This is a genomic window from Mycobacterium paragordonae (assembly GCF_003614435.1).
Taxonomy (GTDB): Bacteria; Actinomycetota; Actinomycetes; order Mycobacteriales; family Mycobacteriaceae; genus Mycobacterium; species Mycobacterium paragordonae.
The window spans coordinates 6292972-6310848 of sequence record NZ_CP025546.1; the positions used below are offsets into that span (position 1 = coordinate 6292972).

Here is a 17877-nt window from a genome sequence, read left to right on the forward strand (position 1 = left end):
CGATAAACGCAGCTGGAAATGTCCAGGTTACCGCCAGTGGCGATCGCAAGCTCCGGCAGAGCCGGAGCGCAGCGGGTCGTCACCGTGTTGCCAGTGGCGAGTGGTAGCTCCGGCAGAGCGGGTCGCCGATGCCTCATGGTCAACGATTTGGTCAACGATCGCGAGTTCCCGACCATCGCCGAACGTGCGACCAGCTACACGTTCGTGGCGGTGGATTCATACGGTCAGTGCAACATCCGTGGATTTAGGGGTTGCGATGCCGAGTGGATATCCGCATTCGAAGTGGGTGCGTCGGGAGTTCTTTGATCGGGTGTGCGGCGGTGTGCCGGTGCACCGTGCCGCCAAGGCGATGGGCGTGTCGACAACGCGTGCGTGGATTTGGTGGCGTGATGCTGGGGCGATGCAGCTCGTCAATGGCGGTAGGAATGCTTGCGGTTTAGCAAACCCAGGTGATTGGTCAAGGCGGCCGGGAGGTCCGGGTCGCAGGATCTGCGGCGAGGAACGCATCGAGATCATGCGGTTGCGTGATGCAGGGCTCTGCGCTGCTCAGATCGGACAGCGTCTGGGGCGCCATCGCTCTACGATCGGTCGTGAGTTCGAGCGGAACAGCTTGCCTGATGGGGATTATCACGCGTTGATGGCGCATGCTCGAGCTGCTGAACGAGCGCGCCGGCCCAAGGGATTCAAACTGGTTGATCATCCACTGTGCGCGGCCATCGAGGCTTGGATGGAGCAAGGTTGGAGCCCCAAGCTCATCGCTGAGGTGTTGGCTCGTGATCATCCTGGTGACAAGCTGGCCAGGGTGAGCCACGAGACCATCTACCAATGCTTGTATGTGCAGACCCGTGGCAGTTTGCGCGCTGACCTCAACAAATGCCTGTCCACCAAACGAGCCAGCCGCAAACCGCGCGGTCGCAACACCAGCCGTGGGGTCTACAGCAGCGGTGAGGAATTCACCATCAGCGACCGCCCTGCCGAGGTCGCCGACCGTGCGGTGCCTGGTCATTGGGAAGGCGACCTGATTGTGGGGCCCAACAACAGCGCTATCGGAACCCTCGTCGAGCGCAGCACCCGATTCACTATCTTGCTGCACCTGCTTGGCGATCGCAGCGCCGAAACCGTCGCCACCGCAATGATCGAGGCGATGAAAGAATTGCCCGAGCATCTGCGGCGCTCGATCACCTGGGACCGAGGCAGCGAAATGGCCAACTGGCGCGACATTCAGCTACAGCTGGGGACCCCGGTCTATTTCTGTAACCCCCACTCACCCTGGCAGCGCGGCAGCAACGAAAACACCAACCGCCTCCTACGGTTTTGGTTCCAAAAAGGCAGCGACCTCAGCGGCTACACCAAAGCTGACCTCAAACACATCCAAGACACCCTCAATCGCCGACCCCGCCCCACCCTCAACCTCGACACCCCCGCCCAGCGCCTTTACGTCCTACTCCACCAAGCCGCCTAGGCCATGTTGCACTGACCACTTGACAATGAGGGCCGAGCGTGCGGCCAGCTTCACGTTCGCCGGGCGGGGTCACCAGTCGCGGGGCGGCTACTCATAGTAGCGGGCCTCGACCACGTTGCCGTCCGGGTCGGGGAAGTAATAGCCCTGCGGCGCCCAGCCCAGCGCTCCGAAGCTGTGGTTCAGCCGCGCGCTGGTGTCCACACCCTCGGCCTGCAGGCGTCGGTCCAGCGCGTCGTACTCATCCTTGGTCATTGCCAGGCAGACGTGGTTGACCGGGTGACCCGCACTGCCCTCGACCTTTGTCATGGCCTCGGTGCCGGCGGCCCCCTCGGCCGGCAGCAGGTCGATGATGGAGTCGCCGCACACCCGCACGCTGGGGAAAGGCGCTTCGCCGGCCCGGAATTCGTCGAACCGGACCGGCGCCAGGCCGACCACCCTGGTGTAGAAATCCATCGCCGTGGCGGGATTCTTTGTCCAGAGCACTACGTGGTCCAGCCGCATGAGGCCATGATGCGCGGCCACGGCGCCGATAACCACCGACGGCCCCTTCTCACGCCGGTGGTGTTGTGATTTGGTGTGACGATGGGCGCATCAACCGAACGGTTAGTTGACACCAACGGCGTGCGGTTGCGAGTGGTCGAAGCCGGCGACCGCGGGGCGCCGGTCGTGGTGCTGTGCCACGGCTTCCCGGAACTGGCCTACTCCTGGCGACACCAGATCCCGGTGCTCGCCGATGCGGGCTACCACGTGATCGCACCGGATCAGCGCGGTTACGGCGGTTCGTCGTGTCCGGAGGCGATCGAGGCCTACGACATTCATCAGTTGACGGCTGACATCGTGGGCCTGCTTGACGACGTCGGCGCCGAGCGCGCGGCCTGGGTCGGTCACGACTGGGGCGCCATGGTGGTGTGGAACGCGGGTCTGCTGCATCCCGATCGCGTGGCCGCGGTGGCGGCGTTGAGCGTTCCCCCGGTACCCCGGGCGAAGCGACCCGTCACCGTTGCCCTGCGGCGTACCTTCGGCGAAAACTTCTTCTACATCTTGTATTTCCAGGAACCCGGCGTCGCCGACGCCGAGCTCAACGGCGATCCCGCCCGGGTGATGCGCCGGATGATGGGCAGTCTGCAGTTGACCGGTGACCAGGACGCGGCGTTGCGGATGGTGGCACCGGGACCGGAAGGTTTCATCGACCGGCTCCCGGAACCCGACGGGCTGCCCGACTGGATCAGCCAGGACGAAATCGACAACTACGTACGGGAATTCACCCGCACCGGCTTCACCGGCGGCCTCAACTGGTACCGCAACATGGATCGCAACTGGGAGACGACGCCGGAGCTCGACGGCGCCAAGATCACGGTGCCGTGCCTGTTCATCGGCGGCACCGCCGATCCCGTGCTGGCATTCACTCGCAGCGACCGTGCCGGGGAAGTCGTCAGCGGACCCTACCGCGAACTCATGATCGACGGTGCCGGGCACTGGCTGCAACAGGAACGGCCCGGTGAAGTTAACTCTGCCCTGCTGGAATTCCTCAAAGGAGTGGAATGGTAAGTGCACCAATGCGATTCGGCGTCTTCATCACGCCGTTTCATCCGACCGGGCAATCGCCGACAGTGGCGCTGGAGTACGACATGGAACGGGTCGTGGCGCTGGACCGCCTGGGCTACGACGAGGCGTGGTTCGGCGAACACCATTCCGGCGGCTACGAATTGATCTCCTGCCCGGAGGTTTTCATCGCAGCCGCCGCCGAACGCACCAAACACATCCGCTTGGGCACCGGGGTGGTCTCGCTGCCGTACCACCATCCGCTGATGGTGGCCGACCGCTGGGTGCTGTTGGATCACCTGACCCGGGGCCGTGTCATGTTCGGCACCGGACCGGGCGCGCTGCCGTCCGACGCCTACATGATGGGCATCGACCCGGTCGACCAGCGCCGCATGATGCAGGAATCCCTGGAGGCGATTCTGGCGCTGTTCCGCGCCGCACCCGAGGAACGCATCGACCGTCACACCGAATGGTTCACGCTGCGCGATGCCCAGTTACACATCCGCCCCTACACCTGGCCGTATCCCGAGATATCCACCGCCGCAATGATCTCGCCGTCCGGCCCGCGACTGGCCGGCGCGCTGGGCACCTCGCTGCTGTCGCTGTCGATGTCGGTGCCCGGCGGATTTGCGGCTTTGGAGAACACCTGGGATGTGGTGTGCGAGCAGGCCGCGAAGGCAGGCCGAGCAGAGCCGGACCGCACTGACTGGCGCGTCCTGAGCATCATGCACATCGCCGACACGCGCGATCAGGCGATCGAAGACTGCACTTACGGGTTGATGGACTTCGCGAAGTACTTCGGGGCCGCGGGCTTCGTGCCACTGTCCAACACCGTCGAGGGCGCGCAGTCCCCACGCGAGTTCGTCGAAGACTATGCGGCCAAGGGCAATTGCTGTATCGGAACCCCCGAGGATGCGATCGCTCACATCGAAGACCTGTTGGATCGCTCGGGCGGCTTCGGCACCCTGCTGTTGCTCGGTCATGACTGGGCGTCGCCACAGGCGACCTTCCACTCGTATGATCTTTTCGCCCGCAAGGTGATTCCGCACTTCAAGAGCCAGCTCGAAGCGCCCCGCGCCTCGCACGAATGGGCCAAGGACAAGCGCGAGGAGTTGATCGGGCGGGCCGGTCAGGCCGTCGTGCAGGCGATCACCCAGCACGTGGCCGAACACGACAAGGCGGCCAATTGATGCGGGCGTCGGTGTTGCGCAACGGACGGATGGTGTACCGGGACGACGTGCCGGACCCGGTGCCGGGACCGGGACAGGTGCTGGTCGCGGTGCGGTGTTGCGGAATCTGCGGCTCAGACCTGCATTTCGCCGCACACGGCGCCGACGTCGTGTCGCTGAGCAATCAGCTGGCCAGGGGCCGCGGCGGCATGGACATCGACCTCAACCAAGACGTGTTCATGGGCCACGAGTTCAGCGCCGAGGTGCTCGAGGCCGGACCCGATACCGAGACCCACCCGCCCGGCACACTGGTCACGTCCCTCCCAGTGGTGTTGTCCGACAAGGGTGTTGAACCGATCGTCTTCAGCAACACCACCCTCGGCGGCTATGCCGAGCGGATGCTGCTCTCGGCTCCGCTGTTACTCCCCATCCCTAACGGCCTCGACCCCAGGCACGCCGCTCTGGCCGAACCGATGGCGGTGGGGCTGCATGCCGTGAACAAGTCCAAGATCGAGGCGGGCGAGACGGCACTGGTGATCGGCTGTGGGCCGATCGGCATCGCCATCATCGCGGCACTGCGGGTACGCGGCGTCGAAACGATTGTGGCATCGGACTTCTCACCGAAGCGCCGTGAGCTGGCAGCGAAAATGGGCGCTCACCAGACGATGGACCCGGCGCAGGCGTCACCGTTCGACACCGTCAAGGCGCGAGTGGTCTTCGAGGCGGTCGGCGTGCCCGGCATCATCGACGACATCATGCAGCGGGCGCGCAACGGCACCCGACTGGTCATCGCGGGCGTGTGCATGCAACCCGACACCGTGCATCCGTTCTTCGGCATCGCCAAGGAGATCAACCTGCAGTTCGTCAACGCCTACACCCCCGAGGAGTTCGCTGAATCGTTGCGCGCGATCGCCGAGGGCCGGATCGATGTCGCGCCGATGATCACCGGCGAGGTCGACCTGGCGGGCGTCGGGGCGGCCTTCGACGATCTCGCAGATCCGGAACGGCACTGCAAGATTCTGGTCACGCCGTAGCGGCTCGCCCCGACTCACCCGTCACGGGCCAGGCCGCTATCCCCCGGATGGAGGCTGCACCACCACGGTCGGCTTGAATCCGTAACGCGGGGTGGCGAAGTTGGCCACGCTGCGGCCCGTGCCGGCGCCCGGCGCCATCGGCAGACCGCCGAACGCGGCCGTAGCGGGCTCGGCCGCCGCTGCACCGCCGACGCCGTTGAGCGCCACCGTGATCGGGTTGGCGGCAGGCGTGCTGACCCAGCTGGCCGGAACCGAGACCGCGCCGACCTTGGCCGCGTTGCCGGCCGCGCCGGCAATTCCGCCCAGTGCGTTGCCCAGGCCACTGCCGAAGGTGGGCGCAATGGCCGCCGCCGCGCCCTCGGCCGCCTTGGCGGCGCCCTCAGCGGCCTTCGAAGCCGCGGGGAACGCACTGTGAAAGAGGCCGTCGATGTCTTTCATCGCGGTGGAGGTCAGACGGAAGGGCGAAACCATTCGGATGTAGGTGTCGAAGGCGGTGCTGGCATCTACCGTCGCCGATCCGGTGAGGCCCTCCACCACGTCACCCACCATCCCGTTGAGGACGATCCCGTCACCGGTGGCGTTCCAGGTGTGCCCGGTCAGACCCAGCGCCGCCTGCGGGTTGGCGAGCCAGGGTGGGGTATTCGTCACGCCGGCCAGCTGGCTGAGAGCCTTCGGGATTTCGTGCAATCCCGCTGCCGCGGCGGCCGAGTTGAGGGCATTGAACTGCGCGTTGACCTGGGAGCCCAGGCCGGACAGGCTGGTGGCGACGTACTGCGGGGTCAGCGGCGGCAATTGCGTCGCAGCCGCCGATGCACCCGAATACCCGTACATCGCAGCTGCGTCCTGTGCCCACATTTCCAGGTACTGCGCCTCCGTGGCCGCGATGGCCGCGGTGTTCTGGCCCAAGAAGTTGGTCGCCAACAGCACGGCCTGCAGCGCCCGGTTGGCCTCGACGACCGGCGGGGGCACGGTTGCCAGGAAGGCAGCCTCATAGGCGCTCGCCGCGGCGGCGGCCTGCGAGCCCGCTTGCGCGGCCTGCTCGGCGGCTCCGTTGAGCCACGCGATCTGTGGCGTGGCGGCGGCCGCCATGGACGCGGCGGACGGCCCCTGCCAGGGCCCGTCGGTCAGGCTGACGACTACCGCTCCGTACGAGGCCGCAACGGCCTGCAATTCGCCGGCCAGCGCGTCCCAAGCGGCAGCGGCGGCCAACATCGGTCCCGAACCCGCGCCGGCATACATCAGCGCCGAATTGATCTCCGGCGGCAGAGCTGCGAAATCAATCATGAACCTTTTTCCCTAACCGATGGTGGCGGCGTTGGCGCCTTCGGTGATCCCGTAAGAGGCGGCGGACAACCCCAGCGTGGTCGCCAACTGCTCCTGAACCGCCACCGCGTGAGCGCTGATCTGCTGGTAGAGGTTCGCGTGATTGGCGAACTGCGTGGCGGTCAGCAGCGAAACCAGGTCGGATGCGGCCGGAGCGATGGCAGTGGTCGGGCCCGCGGCAGCCGAATTGCCGGCGCGCATGCTCGCGTTGATGGCCTGCAACTCCCCCGCTGCACCGGCCAGTGTGTCGGGCTCTGCGTAGACGAGCGACATGAGGTTCCTCCCTGATTGCGATGTACTTCGACAGCGACGCGCGCCCAATGACTTCGTCGTCATCGGACGCGTTAGCGGATCTGAGCTCACGTTAAGCAGCGAGGCGTAAACAGCAACAGGCTTCCTACGGCCTGTTCATTGCCGAGTTAGCAATTATTCATTTGCTTTCCGATAAACGCAGGAGACAATCGATATTGCTATGAATCATATTTGTTTCAAATATGATTAGAGAATCATATGAATGATGATTATTTGGCTGCCGCGGTGCAGGAATTGCGGTAACAGCACCGGTACCAGGCCGTCCGGCCAGCACAGCCTTCGGGGCCACCAGTGTGATCAAAAACACTGCGCACCAAGGGTTCAAGCCATAGACCGGATGGTGCGAAGAGGGGCCCCATTTGCAGTGCCGCGCTGATTCCCGATCGCCGTCACGTCAAAGAATCGCCAGGTAAATCAGGAGCCGTCAGCACCCGCGGGATCATTCGATAGGCGAACGACGACGGTGAGCCATCCGAGCTTGCGTGAAATGCGCAGCACACCGCCCCCCGGTATGCCGAATTGTTGAAAATCGCCTTGACCGAGACCTGAAATGTGCATGCGATAGCTAATCGGCCTGCTGATTTGCTGGCCCTGTCGTCGCTATCCGGCGGCTAAGGTGCCAGGCATGCCGATCGCAATCCGCCCCCGCAGCTTGATGGCCGCAGCCGCCGCCGGCATGGCTCTCCTCGTGTTGTCGGCCTGCGACTCACACAACGCGGCACCGTCCCCCTCGACCAACCCGCGTCAAGTGACCGTCGTCGGATCGGGGCAGGTGCAGGGCGTCCCGGACACCTTGACCGCGAACGTCGCCATCGAATTCACCGCGGCAGACGTCACGACGGCGATGAACCAGACCAATGAGCGCCAGCAAGCGGTGATCAACGCGCTGGTCGGAGCCGGCCTGGACCGCAAGGACATCCGCACCACGAACGTCAGTCTGCAGCCGCAGTACGCCACGCCCGAGCCGGCCGGAACCGCCACCATCGCCGGCTACCGCGCTGACAACGGAATCGAGATCAAGATCCACCCGACGGATGCCGCGTCGAAGCTGCTGGCCGTGGTCGTAAGCACGGGTGGCGACGCCACCCGGATAAACAGCGTCAACTACTCGATCGCCGACGACTCGCAGCTGGTCAAGGACGCGCGGGCGCGGGCCTTCGACGACGCGAAGAACCGGGCCCAGCAGTACGCCCAGCTGTCCGGCCTCAGCCTGGGCAAGGTGCTGTCCATTTCGGAGTCGGGCGGGACCCAGCCGGCTCCGGGCCCACAACCGGCGCCGCGCGCGGCGATGGCGCCACTCGAACCCGGTCAGCAGACGGTCAGCTTCTCGGTGACCGCGGTGTGGGAGCTGAACTAGTTACTGATAAACCCGCGGATCCAGCGTCCCGATGTAGGACAGGTCGCGGTAACGCTCGTCGTAGTCCAGGCCGTAGCCGACCACGAAATCGTTGGGGATGTCGAAGCCCACGTAGGTGATGTCGACGTTGGCGCCCACCGCCTCGGGCTTGCGCAACAGCGTGCACACCCGCAGCGACCGCGGGTGACGGCTGGTCAGGTTGCGCAACAACCAGGACAGGGTCAGCCCGGAGTCGACGACGTCTTCCACGATCAGCACGTCGCGGTCGTGAATATCCCGGTCGAGGTCCTTGAGGATGCGAACCACACCCGAAGAGGATGTCGACGAGCCGTAGGAGCTCACGGCCATGAACTCGAACTGGGTGGGCAGCGGAATTGCGCGGGCCAGATCCGTCACAAAAAGCACCGCGCCCTTGAGGACGGTGATCAACAACAGGTCCTGGCCGGTCGTGGCGGCCAGATCCCGGTAGTCCTCACCGATCTGGTGACCGAGCTCGGTGATGCGGCCCTGAATCTGCTCCTGGGTGAGCAGTACCGACTTGATGTCCCCCGGGTACAGCTCCGCCGTCACGTGCACAGCGTGCCACGCTTACCTGAGAAGAACCAACGTAGGCGTCAAATTGCCTGCTGGCGCAACGTAAGTACGCCGTCGCACCGGCCCGCGAACAGGCGCTGACCGCGCAGCCTGGACCCCACCGCGACCCCGCCCTGGCCGCGCCACGCGGTGACCAGTGTGTCCACCCCGCGGATCTGCTTGTCGGTCAATCCGATCGCGCCGCCGGCCAGCAGCCAGCCGCGGATCACCCGTCGGCGCACCGGGGCAGGCAGCGCGGCCAGCGCCGCGGTGTCCAGTCCGGCGCCGGTCGAGACGACAGGCAGCGCGTCGGCAGCGAGCGCGTCGATCAGGTCGGTGTCCTCGCGCAACGCCGTCGCGGTGCGCGCCAGCGCCTTGGCGACACCGCCGCCCAGCACGTCCTCCAGCAGCGGCAGCACTTCGCTGCGCAACCTGGCCCGGGTGAACCGGCGATCCGTGTTGTGCGGGTCCTGCCAGGGGGTCAGGCCGAGTTCGGCGCAGGCGCCGTGAGTCACCGCCCGCCGTATCCCCAGCAGCGGCCGACACCACGGCGGATCGTAGGGGCGCATGCCGGCCATTGACCGCGCACCCGAACCACGTCCGAGCCCCAGCAACACCGTCTCGGCCTGGTCGTCGAGCGTGTGCGCCAACAGCACCGGCCCGTCCCGGTGGTCCTCCAGCGCGGCGTACCGGGCGGCGCGGGCGGCGGCTTCCGGGCCGCCTTTGAGAGCGGGGCCGCCCACCTGTACGCGCAGCACCTTGGCATCCTGACAGCCCAGCGAAATCGCCTGTGTGCGTGCGGTTTCGGCAACCAGCGCGGAATCCGCCTGCAGGCCGTGGTCGACGATCAACGCGGTGGTGGGCCGCAGTCCCGCCGCAATCACGGTCAGCGCCAACGAATCCGGGCCGCCGGACAGCGCCACGCACCAGGGATCGGTGCCCTCGAGATAGTTCTGCGCGAATTCGCTTACCGCCCTGCGCAGTTGGGCTACAGCACCCGGTCGATCCATCGCTGCGGGTGTTCGATCTCGGTGGGCTTGGGCAACGTCTCGGGACCCGTCCAGATTGCGTTGAACCGCTTCATCCCGACCCGGTCCACCACGTGGTCGACGAACGCCTTGCCGCGGGTGTACTGACTGAGTTTGGCTTCGAAACCCAGCAGTGCCCGCACCAGCCGCTGCAACGGCGGTTGCTTACGCAGGCGACGTTCGTCGAATTTGCGGCGGATCGCTGCCACTGACGGCACCACCACCGGCCCGACGGCGTCCATCACGTGTTCGGCGTGGCCTTCCAGCAGGGTGCCGAGGACCAGCAGTTGATCCAGGGCCTGGCGTTGCGGCTCGGACTGCACGGCGCGCACCAGGCCCAGGATCCCTTCCGGGTGAGACTCGTCGCGTCCCCGATTGCGGACGAACTCAGCGAGCCGGCCGGCCACTTCGCGGATGTCTTCGGTGGGCTCCTGGGTCAACAGGCTCAGCGAACTCGACATGTGGCCGGCAATCCACGGGTTGGCGGTGAACTGCACGCGGTGGGTCACTTCGTGCAGGCACACCCACAGCCGGAAATCCGACGGGTCGACCTTCAGTTGGCGCTCCACGCCGATGACATTGGGATACACCAGGAGCAGGGTGCCGGAGTCGGGGCTGGTGAACGGGTCGTACTGCCCGAGAATGCCGGACGAGACGAAGGCCAGCACGGCGCCCGTCTGGGCGCCGGTGAGACGGCCGGTGACAAAGCTGTGCGGTTTCTCGGCACCGTTGGTCATGGCACGCATCGACTCCGCGGCCGCCCGGATCCATTCCCGCCGGTCCACGATGCGGGCCGGCGGCACCGCGTCGGCGGTGATCAGACCGGTGACCTCGCGAACCGGCGGCTCGGCCTGCTCGGCCGCCCGGCTCAACTCCTCCATCGCCTGTCGCCGGGTGTAATCGGAGGTGACCGGACCCCCGCGGGCCAGCTTCTCCCCAACCGTGGCGGCGAACCGCCAGTCGACGGCGTTGCCCATCGAAAGGCCGGACGAGGAAGAGGAAGGGGTCACGTCGCGCACCCGCAGAACCACAACTTGGTGGCCAGCGCATCCATCGCGTTGCGGCCGTTGGGTCCGGCGTCGTTGGAGATGAAGGCGAAGGTGAGGACCCGCCCGCTGGCGTCGTTGAGCACCCCCACCAGCGAGTTCACCGCCGTCAGAGAGCCGGTCTTGGCCCGCAGCCAACCGGCCGGGCCCTGAGTGGTGGAGCGGTCCAGGAAGCGTTCGCCGAGGGTGCCGCTGCCGCCGGCGATCGGCAACAGATCCAGCAGCGCCCGCAACGACGGTTGATCCGGTCCGGCGGCGGCCTGCATCACCCCGTCCAGGGTCCGGGCGGTCAAGCGGTCGTTGACCGACAAGCCGCTGGAGTCAACCAGGGCGGCGCCGCCGGTGTCGACATGGGCGGTGTTCAGCCGGCTGGTGACGGCGTCGACCGCGCCGGTGAAGCTCTGCGGCCGGTTGATCGCGGCGGCCACCTCACGGCCGATGCACTCGGCCATCACGTTGTCCGAGGCGTTCATCATCTGCGAAAGCCGCTGGATCAGCGGCGCCGATTGCACCACCGCGAGCTGGCGCGCGCCGGCCGGCGCCGACCCGATCGTCACCTGCGCAGGGTCGAGGCCCAGGGCGATGGCCAGCTGACGTCCGGCGTCCAGTGCCGGGGTCTTGGAACGTCTGGAGTTGACGGTGGTGGGCTGGATCCGTCCGGCGTCGATCATCGCGGACTCGATGGGCGCCACGTCGCCGTTGTCGATGTCGGCCGGGTCCCAGCCGGGTGCCAACCCGGGACCGCTGAACGCCGAGGTGTCCACCTGCACGGCCGTCGGGGTCATGCCGCTGCGGTGCACCTGTTCGACCAGGTCACTGATGCGCGCCGCACCGCGGTACCAGGTCTCCACCCCGGGTGGGGCCGCCGACAGGGTCGGGTCGCCGGCGCCGACCAGCACCACCGGCCCCTGGGCGGCCTGACCCGCCGCGACCACCCGGGTGCTGATCCGGGCCTGCCGGTCCAGGGTGAGCAGGGCCGCCGCCGCGGTCAGCACCTTATTCGTCGACGCCGGCACCATCGGGAGGTCGTCGAGCTGCCGCCACAGTTCCTTGCCGGTCATCGCGTCGGTGATCCGGCCGCCCAGCCTGCCCAGGTTGGGATCGGCGACGGCGGGGGCCAGCGCTGCTGTCACTCCGCCGGCGCTGGGTGCTTGAGCATTGTCGGCGACGGGACTCACCCCCGCCTTGACCGTCGGCGGCCGCGGCGGCGGAACCGGAGACCGCGCCCCGCCGGCACCGTGCCCGCCGGTGGTGAAGAGCACGGCGGCCGCCACGACGGCCGCGACGAACGCGAGCACCACCAGCCCAACCAGCACGTGGGTGGACTTGCGCCAGCGTTTGGGGCCCATCAATTCCTCGGTGATTGCGTCGTAGCTCTGCTTTTCGTGTCCCATTCTGCCGAATCAGCCGCCAGGCGGTGCCGCGGCACCTGCTCGACTACTGTGTACCCGTGCAATTCGACGTGACCATCGAAATCCCCAAGGGCCAGCGCAACAAGTACGAGATCGATCACGAGACCGGTCGCGTGCGCCTGGACCGCTACCTCCACACCCCGATGGCCTACCCGGCCGACTACGGCTTCATCGAGGACACGCTCGGTGAGGACGGGGACCCGCTGGACGCGCTGGTGCTGCTGCCCCAACCGGTGTTCCCCGGCGTGCTGATCGAGGTGCGGCCGGTGGCGATGTTCCGGATGGTCGACGAGAAGGGCGGCGACGACAAGGTGCTGTGCGTGCCGGCCGGTGACCACCGGTGGGACCACGTCCAGGACATCACCGACGTCCCCCAGTACGAGCTGGACGACATCAAGCACTTCTTCGAGCACTACAAGGACAACGAGCCGGGCAAGTTCGTCAAGGCCGCCGACTGGGTCGGCCGGGACGAGGCCGAGGCCGAGGTGCAGCGGTCGGTGGAGCGGTTCCAGGCCGAAGGGCACTGAACTCCCGGTCCGATAGTGTCGCCACGGTGACGGACGGCGCGGGCACCCCGGGAGCCACCGGAGCATCGGTGGGGCCGATCGCGCGCGGCAGCGTCGCCCGGGTCGGCACCGCAACCGCGGTGACCGCGCTGTGCGGCTATGCGGTGATCTATCTGGCCGCGCGCAATCTGGCGCCCGGCGGCTTCAGCATCTTCGGCGTTTTCTGGGGTGCGTTCGGCCTGGTCACCGGCGCCGCGAACGGCCTGCTTCAGGAAACGACCCGGGAAGTTCGCGCGATGCAGTATCTGGACGTGCTCCCGGATGGCGCCCGCACCCATCCGCTGCGGGTCGCCGGCCTGGTCGGGCTGGCCTCGGCCGTCCTGATCGCGGGCAGCGCGGCGCTGTGGAGCGGACGGGTCTTCGTCGAGGATCGCTGGCTGTCGGTCGCGCTGCTCAGCGTCGGACTGGCGGGGTTCTGCCTGCACGCGACGCTGCTGGGCATCCTGGCCGGTGTCAACCGGTGGGGCCAGTACGGCGCGCTGATGGTGACCGACGCCGTGATCCGGGTGGCGGTCGCCACCGCGACCTTCGTCCTCAGCTGGGGACTGGTCGGGTTCCTGTGGGCGACGGTCGCGGGGTCGGTGGCCTGGCTGATCATCCTGGCCACCTCGCCGGCAACTCGTGCAGCGGCACGTGTGCTGACGCCCGGCAGCACCGCGACGTTCCTGCGTGGTGCGGCCCACTCGATCACCGCGGCGGGGGCCAGCGCCATCCTCGTCATGGGGTTTCCGGTCCTGCTGAAGCTGACGTCCACCGAGCTGGGCGCCCAGGGCGGTGTCGTGATCCTCGCGGTGACCCTGACCCGGGCGCCGTTGCTGGTCCCGCTGACCGCCATGCAGGGCAACCTGATCGCGCATTTCGTCGATGAGCGCAGCCACCGGCTGCGGGCCCTGATCTCGCCCGCCCTGCTCATCGCCGGCATCGGCGGGATAGGGGTGCTGCTCGCCGGTCTGATCGGTCCCTGGTTGTTGCGCTTCGCGTTCGGCTCGCAGTATCAGGCCAGCAGCGCGTTGCTGGCCTGGTTGACGGCCGCCGCGGTGGCCATCGCTCTGCTGACGCTCACCGGTGCGGCATCGGTGGCCGCCGCGTTGCACCGGGCGTACTCGCTGGGGTGGGTCAGCGCCACCGTGGCCTCCGGGCTGCTGCTGGCGCTGCCGCTCGCGTTGGAGACCCGCACCGTCATCGGTCTGCTCTGCGGTCCGATGGTGGGAATCGCCGTCCATCTGGTCGCGCTCGGACGCGGCGAACGCGTGTAATTTGGCCATGAAATGGCCCTGAAAATGGATTACTCCGACGCCTGGATCATCGTCCCCGCCTTCAACGAAGCCACCGTCATCGGCGAGGTCGTCGCCGAACTGCGAACCGTCTTCGAGCATGTCGTGTGCGTGGACGACGGCAGCGCGGACGGCACCGGCGACATCGCACGTCAGGCCGGTGCGTTCCTGGTACGTCATCCCATCAACCTGGGCCAGGGGGCGGCGATCCAGACCGGCGTCGAGTATGCGCGAAACCAGCCGGGCGCCAAGGTGTTCGCCACCTTCGACGCCGACGGCCAGCACCGCGTCAAAGACGTGACCAGGATGATCGACCGGCTGAACCAGGGCGACGTCGACATCGTGATCGGCACCCGATTCGGCCAGCAGGTCGCCAACCGGCCGCCATTCCTCAAGCGCATGGTGCTGCAGACGGCCGCGCGGCTGAGCCGCCGCGGTCGCAGGCTCGGTCTGACCGACACCAACAACGGCCTGCGGGTGTTCAATAAGACCGTCGCCGACGGCATGAACATCACCATGAGCGGCATGAGTCACGCCACCGAGATCGTCATGATGATCGCCGAAAACCATTGGCGGGTAGCCGAAGTGCCGGTCGAGGTGCTCTACACCGAATACTCGAAGTCGAAGGGACAGCCGTTGCTCAACGGCGTCAACATCATCTTCGACGGATTCCTGCGAGGGAGAATGCGCAGATGAAAAGGACCGGAGAATGAACTGGATCCAGGTGCTGCTGATCGGATCGATCATCGCTCTGTTGGTGTTCCTGCTGCGGTCACGGCGCAGCGCGCGGGCGCGGGCCTGGGTGAAGGTGGGCTATGTTCTGTTCGTGCTGCTCGGCGTCTACGCGGTGCTGCGACCGGACGACACCACGCTGGTGGCGCACTGGTTCGGCGTGCGGCGCGGCACCGACCTCATGCTCTACGGGCTGATCATGGCGTTCAGCTTCACCACGCTCAGCACCTACATGCGCTTCAAGGACCTGGAGTTGCGCTACGCCCGGCTGGCCCGTGCCATCGCGATCGAGGGAGCACAAGCACCCGAAAGCTAGGCGTGCTTGTGGTGCCGGAAATACTCCACGGTACGGCGCACACCCTCGTCCAGTTGCACCTGCGGCCGCCAGCCCAAAACCTCTGCCGCCAAACCGATGTCGAGACATGACCGCTTCAGGTCGCCCAGCCGCGGCGGGTGGAACTCCGGGTCGTCGGGGCCACCGACCGCGGCCGCGACGGCGGTGTGCAGCTGACGGTCCGAAGTCTCGATACCGGTGCCGACGTTGAAACGCTGCCCGCCCCCGGCATCACCGGACGCCTTGACGAAGGCGTCCACGACATCGTCGACGAACACGTAGTCGCGCGTGTTGGAGCCGTCGCCGAAGACTTTGGTCGGCCTGCCTTCCAACAGGGCCTGGGCGAAGATCGCGACCACCCCGGCCTCACCGTGCGGGTCCTGGCGCGGCCCGTAGACGTTGGCGGGCGCGATGTGCGAGCAGTCCAGGTCGTAGAGGTGCCGGAAGGTGTTCAGGTAGATCTCCCCGGACACCTTCCCAGCGGCATACGGCGAGAACGGGTCGGTCGGCACCGTTTCGGGCGTCGGGTACTGCGGCGGCACGCCGTAGATGGATCCGCCCGACGAGGTGTGCACCACCTTGCGCACTCCGGCACGCTGGGCCGCTTCGGCCAGCCGGATGGTGCCGATCACATTGACCGAGGCGTCGAACTGCGGGTTGGCCACCGAGTGCCGGACGTCGATCTGGGCGGCCAGGTGAAACACCACCTCCGGCTTGTGCTCGCCGAGGATGTCGTCCAGGTCCGACGTCACGATGTCGGCCTCGACGAAGGCGTGTTCGGGGTTGTCGGCCAGGTGCTCGAGGTTGGTCGCCCGGCCGGTGGCGAAGTTGTCCAGGCCGACCACCGTGTGCCCGTCGGCCAGGAGACGGTCGACTAGCGTCGACCCGATGAAACCGGCTGCCCCGGTGACCAGTGCTCGCACCGGCCCACCATACAGAGTCGCCGCGGTGGCAGCCGCGCTGATCATCGCGCAGCTGGGCGTTCGTGCCGTGTTGGCGTTCCGTGGCTATTTCTATTGGGACGATCTGATTCTCATCGGCCGGGCGGGCACTCAGGGCCTGCTCTCGCCGTCGTACCTGTTCGACGACCACGACGGGCACGTGATGCCGGGCGCCTTCCTGGTGGCCGGGGTGATCATCCGGCTGGCGCCGCTGGTCTGGACGTGGCCGGCGGTCAGCCTGGTGGTGCTGCAGTTACTCGCGTCGCTGGTGCTGTTGCGGGCGTTGTACGTGATCCTGGGGTGGCGGCCGGTGCTGCTGATCCCGCTGACGTTCGCGCTGTTCACCCCGTTGGGGGTACCGGGGTTCGCCTGGTGGTCGGCGGCCCTGAACTCGCTGCCGATGCTGGCGGCGCTCGCCTGGGTGTGCGGCGACGCCGTGCTGCTGGTCCGTACCGGAAACCAGCGTTATGCGGCGACCGGTGTGCTGGCCTATCTCGTCGGGCTGTTGTTCTTCGAGAAGGCGGCGGTGATCCCGTTCGTCGCGTTCGCGGTGGTGGCGCTGATGTGTCACGTGTCCGGTGCCGGTGCCTTGCGGACGGCGTGGCGCGGCGGCGTCCGGTTGTGGGTGACATCGCTGGCGCTGACCGCCTGCTGGGTGGCGCTGTATCTGACGGTGGTGAACCAGCGACGCTGGAGTTCGGACCTGGCGATGACGTGGGCGCTGTTGCGCCGGTCGGTCACCCACGGCATCGTGCCGGGCCTGGCCGGCGGCCCGTGGGACTGGGCGCGCTGGGCGCCGGCTTCGCCCTGGGCCACGCCGCCGCCCGCGGTGATGCTGCTCGGCTGGCTGATTCTGGTTGCGGTGCTTGCTGTTTCGCTGGTTCGCAAGCGGCGCATCGGATTGGTGTGGCTCACCGCGGCCGGTTACGCGGTCGCGTGCCAGGTGCCGATCTATCTGATGCGGTCGTCGCGATTCACCGCGCTGGAGCTCGCACAGACGCTGCGGTATTTCCCCGACTTGGTGTTCGTGCTGGCGCTATTGGCCGCGATCGCGTTCACGGCGCCCAACCGGGAATCGTCCGGCTGGCTGGACACCTCCCGGTGGCGTACCGCGGTGACAAGTGTTGTGGCGCTGTTGTTTCTGGCCAGCAGCCTGTACTCGACGGCGACGTTCCTGACGTCGTGGCGGGACAACCCGGCCGAGCCCTACCTGAAGAACGCCGAAGCCGGGCTGGGCACCGCCGACACCCCGATGCTGGACCAGGAAGTCGACCCACTGGTGCTGCAGCGGGTCGCCTGGCCGGAGAATCTGGCCAGCCATATGTTCGCGTTGCTGCCGAACAGGCCTGAATTCACTTCGGCCACAACACGATTGCGGATGCTCGACAGCAAGGGCCAGCTGGTCGACGCGCGGGTGACCTGGGTGCGGACCATCACACCGGGACCCGTACCGCAGTGCGGCTACTTCGCCCAGCCCGATCAGCCGGCCCGGCTGATTCTGGACGGGCCGTTGTTGCCCGCCGACTGGACCGTCGAATTGAACTATCTGGGAAACAGCGACGGCTCGATGGTGCTGGCCCTGTCCGAAGGCCCCGACGTCAAGGTGCCGGTGCACCCGGGACTCAACCGCGTCTACGCCCGGCTGCCGGGCGCGGGGGACGCCATCACGGTCCGGGCCACGACCGCCGCACTCTCGCTCTGCCTTGCCTCTGGACCGGTGGGATTTCTGGCGCCGCTCTAGGCCGCACATGAAACGTTCTGACCTGCGATCC

The 17877-nt window shown here is 67.1% G+C and carries 18 protein-coding genes; 10 read left to right on the forward strand and 8 right to left on the reverse strand.

The window, feature by feature from the left end:
* Positions 1-256: 256 nt before the first annotated feature.
* Complete coding sequence (locus C0J29_RS28100) at positions 257-1462, forward strand: IS30 family transposase (protein ID WP_065048717.1); 1206 nt, start codon at positions 257-259, stop codon at positions 1460-1462.
* Between the two features lie 87 nt (positions 1463-1549).
* Here C0J29_RS28100 and C0J29_RS28105 read toward each other — a convergent pair whose 3' ends face one another.
* Positions 1550-1963, reverse strand: a complete 414-nt coding sequence (locus C0J29_RS28105; RefSeq protein WP_065043398.1) for a VOC family protein — start codon at positions 1961-1963, stop codon at positions 1550-1552.
* A gap of 81 nt (positions 1964-2044) precedes the next feature.
* Here C0J29_RS28105 and C0J29_RS28110 point away from each other — a divergent pair, with 81 nt between their 5' ends.
* From C0J29_RS28110 to C0J29_RS28120, 3 genes are read left to right on the forward strand one after another with little or no spacing between them, the layout of a single operon-like run.
* Positions 2045-3010: an alpha/beta fold hydrolase gene (locus tag C0J29_RS28110; RefSeq protein ID WP_120795011.1), complete on the forward strand. Its 966-nt coding sequence runs from the start codon at positions 2045-2047 to the stop codon at positions 3008-3010.
* On the forward strand, positions 3004-4194 hold the full coding sequence (locus tag C0J29_RS28115) for an LLM class flavin-dependent oxidoreductase (protein WP_120794239.1): 1191 nt from the start codon (positions 3004-3006) through the stop codon (positions 4192-4194). The genes C0J29_RS28110 and C0J29_RS28115 overlap by 7 nt, the downstream gene beginning before the upstream one ends.
* Positions 4194-5207, forward strand: a complete 1014-nt coding sequence (locus C0J29_RS28120) for a zinc-binding dehydrogenase (RefSeq protein WP_065165494.1) — start codon at positions 4194-4196, stop codon at positions 5205-5207. Before C0J29_RS28115 ends, C0J29_RS28120 begins: the two co-directional genes overlap by 1 nt.
* A 36-nt stretch (positions 5208-5243) precedes the next feature.
* Here C0J29_RS28120 and C0J29_RS28125 read toward each other — a convergent pair whose 3' ends face one another.
* Both C0J29_RS28125 and C0J29_RS28130 read right to left on the reverse strand, forming a co-directional pair.
* Entirely contained in the window at positions 5244-6491 is a 1248-nt protein-coding gene (locus C0J29_RS28125) for a PPE family protein (RefSeq protein WP_065165495.1), read from the reverse strand.
* Positions 6492-6503: 12 nt separating this feature from the next.
* Entirely contained in the window at positions 6504-6803 is a 300-nt protein-coding gene (locus C0J29_RS28130) for a PE family protein (RefSeq protein ID WP_065043402.1), read from the reverse strand.
* A gap of 664 nt (positions 6804-7467) precedes the next feature.
* Between C0J29_RS28130 and C0J29_RS28135 the strand changes: the two genes are divergently transcribed.
* The gene (locus C0J29_RS28135; RefSeq protein ID WP_120794240.1) at positions 7468-8199 is read left to right on the forward strand and encodes an SIMPL domain-containing protein; all 732 of its coding nucleotides are present in this window, start codon (positions 7468-7470) and stop codon (positions 8197-8199) included.
* On the opposite strand, the gene hpt is transcribed toward C0J29_RS28135, so the two are convergent.
* The 4 genes from hpt to dacB are packed head-to-tail and all read right to left on the reverse strand — an operon-like array spanning position 8200 to position 12195.
* Complete coding sequence (gene hpt / locus C0J29_RS28140; protein ID WP_065043404.1) at positions 8200-8775, reverse strand: hypoxanthine phosphoribosyltransferase; 576 nt, start codon at positions 8773-8775, stop codon at positions 8200-8202. It lies immediately after the preceding gene.
* A gap of 38 nt (positions 8776-8813) precedes the next feature.
* Entirely contained in the window at positions 8814-9782 is a 969-nt protein-coding gene (tilS, locus tag C0J29_RS28145; RefSeq protein WP_120794241.1) for a tRNA lysidine(34) synthetase TilS, read from the reverse strand.
* A complete protein-coding gene (locus tag C0J29_RS28150) occupies positions 9761-10777 on the reverse strand; it encodes a zinc-dependent metalloprotease (protein WP_120794242.1) in 1017 nt (338 codons plus the stop codon). Before C0J29_RS28150 ends, tilS begins: the two co-directional genes overlap by 22 nt.
* 29 nt (positions 10778-10806) lie before the next feature.
* Positions 10807-12195, reverse strand: a complete 1389-nt coding sequence (gene dacB / locus C0J29_RS28155) for a D-alanyl-D-alanine carboxypeptidase/D-alanyl-D-alanine endopeptidase (RefSeq protein WP_120795013.1) — start codon at positions 12193-12195, stop codon at positions 10807-10809.
* A 101-nt stretch (positions 12196-12296) separates the two neighbouring features.
* On the opposite strand from dacB, the gene C0J29_RS28160 reads away from it, so the two are divergent.
* From C0J29_RS28160 to C0J29_RS28175, 4 genes are read left to right on the forward strand one after another with little or no spacing between them, the layout of a single operon-like run.
* Entirely contained in the window at positions 12297-12785 is a 489-nt protein-coding gene (locus C0J29_RS28160) for an inorganic diphosphatase (protein ID WP_120795014.1), read from the forward strand.
* A complete protein-coding gene (locus C0J29_RS28165; RefSeq protein WP_174814920.1) occupies positions 12782-14080 on the forward strand; it encodes a hypothetical protein in 1299 nt (432 codons plus the stop codon). Before C0J29_RS28160 ends, C0J29_RS28165 begins: the two co-directional genes overlap by 4 nt.
* A 12-nt stretch (positions 14081-14092) precedes the next feature.
* A complete protein-coding gene (locus C0J29_RS28170; protein WP_120794244.1) occupies positions 14093-14794 on the forward strand; it encodes a glycosyltransferase family 2 protein in 702 nt (233 codons plus the stop codon).
* 13 nt (positions 14795-14807) lie between these two features.
* Entirely contained in the window at positions 14808-15146 is a 339-nt protein-coding gene (locus C0J29_RS28175) for a DUF2304 domain-containing protein (protein ID WP_120794245.1), read from the forward strand.
* On the opposite strand, the gene C0J29_RS28180 is transcribed toward C0J29_RS28175, so the two are convergent.
* On the reverse strand, positions 15143-16087 hold the full coding sequence (locus C0J29_RS28180) for an NAD-dependent epimerase/dehydratase family protein (RefSeq protein WP_065043415.1): 945 nt from the start codon (positions 16085-16087) through the stop codon (positions 15143-15145). The two genes, C0J29_RS28175 and C0J29_RS28180, sit on opposite strands and share 4 nt — an antisense overlap.
* On the opposite strand from C0J29_RS28180, the gene C0J29_RS28185 reads away from it, so the two are divergent.
* Positions 16053-17846 carry a hypothetical protein gene (locus C0J29_RS28185; RefSeq protein ID WP_120794246.1) on the forward strand — a complete coding sequence of 598 codons (1794 nt, stop codon included), beginning with the start codon at positions 16053-16055 and terminating at the stop codon, positions 17844-17846. The genes C0J29_RS28180 and C0J29_RS28185 overlap by 35 nt on opposite strands.
* Positions 17847-17877 lie beyond the last annotated feature (31 nt).

Bases quoted from the DNA above. Each gene is read 5' to 3' on its own strand.
- C0J29_RS28100 (WP_065048717.1), top strand. From the start codon at position 257: ATGCCGAGTGGATATCCGCATTCGAAGTGGGTGCGTCGGGAGTTCTTT.
- C0J29_RS28105 (WP_065043398.1), bottom strand. From the start codon at position 1,963: ATGCGGCTGGACCACGTAGTGCTCTGGACAAAGAATCCCGCCACGGCG.
- C0J29_RS28110 (WP_120795011.1), top strand. From the start codon at position 2,045: ATGGGCGCATCAACCGAACGGTTAGTTGACACCAACGGCGTGCGGTTG.
- C0J29_RS28115 (WP_120794239.1), top strand. From the start codon at position 3,004: ATGGTAAGTGCACCAATGCGATTCGGCGTCTTCATCACGCCGTTTCAT.
- C0J29_RS28120 (WP_065165494.1), top strand. From the start codon at position 4,194: ATGCGGGCGTCGGTGTTGCGCAACGGACGGATGGTGTACCGGGACGAC.
- C0J29_RS28125 (WP_065165495.1), bottom strand. From the start codon at position 6,491: ATGATTGATTTCGCAGCTCTGCCGCCGGAGATCAATTCGGCGCTGATG.
- C0J29_RS28130 (WP_065043402.1), bottom strand. From the start codon at position 6,803: ATGTCGCTCGTCTACGCAGAGCCCGACACACTGGCCGGTGCAGCGGGG.
- C0J29_RS28135 (WP_120794240.1), top strand. From the start codon at position 7,468: ATGCCGATCGCAATCCGCCCCCGCAGCTTGATGGCCGCAGCCGCCGCC.
- tilS (WP_120794241.1), bottom strand. From the start codon at position 9,782: ATGGATCGACCGGGTGCTGTAGCCCAACTGCGCAGGGCGGTAAGCGAA.
- C0J29_RS28150 (WP_120794242.1), bottom strand. From the start codon at position 10,777: ATGGGCAACGCCGTCGACTGGCGGTTCGCCGCCACGGTTGGGGAGAAG.
- dacB (WP_120795013.1), bottom strand. From the start codon at position 12,195: ATGGGCCCCAAACGCTGGCGCAAGTCCACCCACGTGCTGGTTGGGCTG.
- C0J29_RS28170 (WP_120794244.1), top strand. From the start codon at position 14,093: ATGGCCCTGAAAATGGATTACTCCGACGCCTGGATCATCGTCCCCGCC.
- C0J29_RS28175 (WP_120794245.1), top strand. From the start codon at position 14,808: ATGAACTGGATCCAGGTGCTGCTGATCGGATCGATCATCGCTCTGTTG.
- C0J29_RS28185 (WP_120794246.1), top strand. From the start codon at position 16,053: ATGAAACCGGCTGCCCCGGTGACCAGTGCTCGCACCGGCCCACCATAC.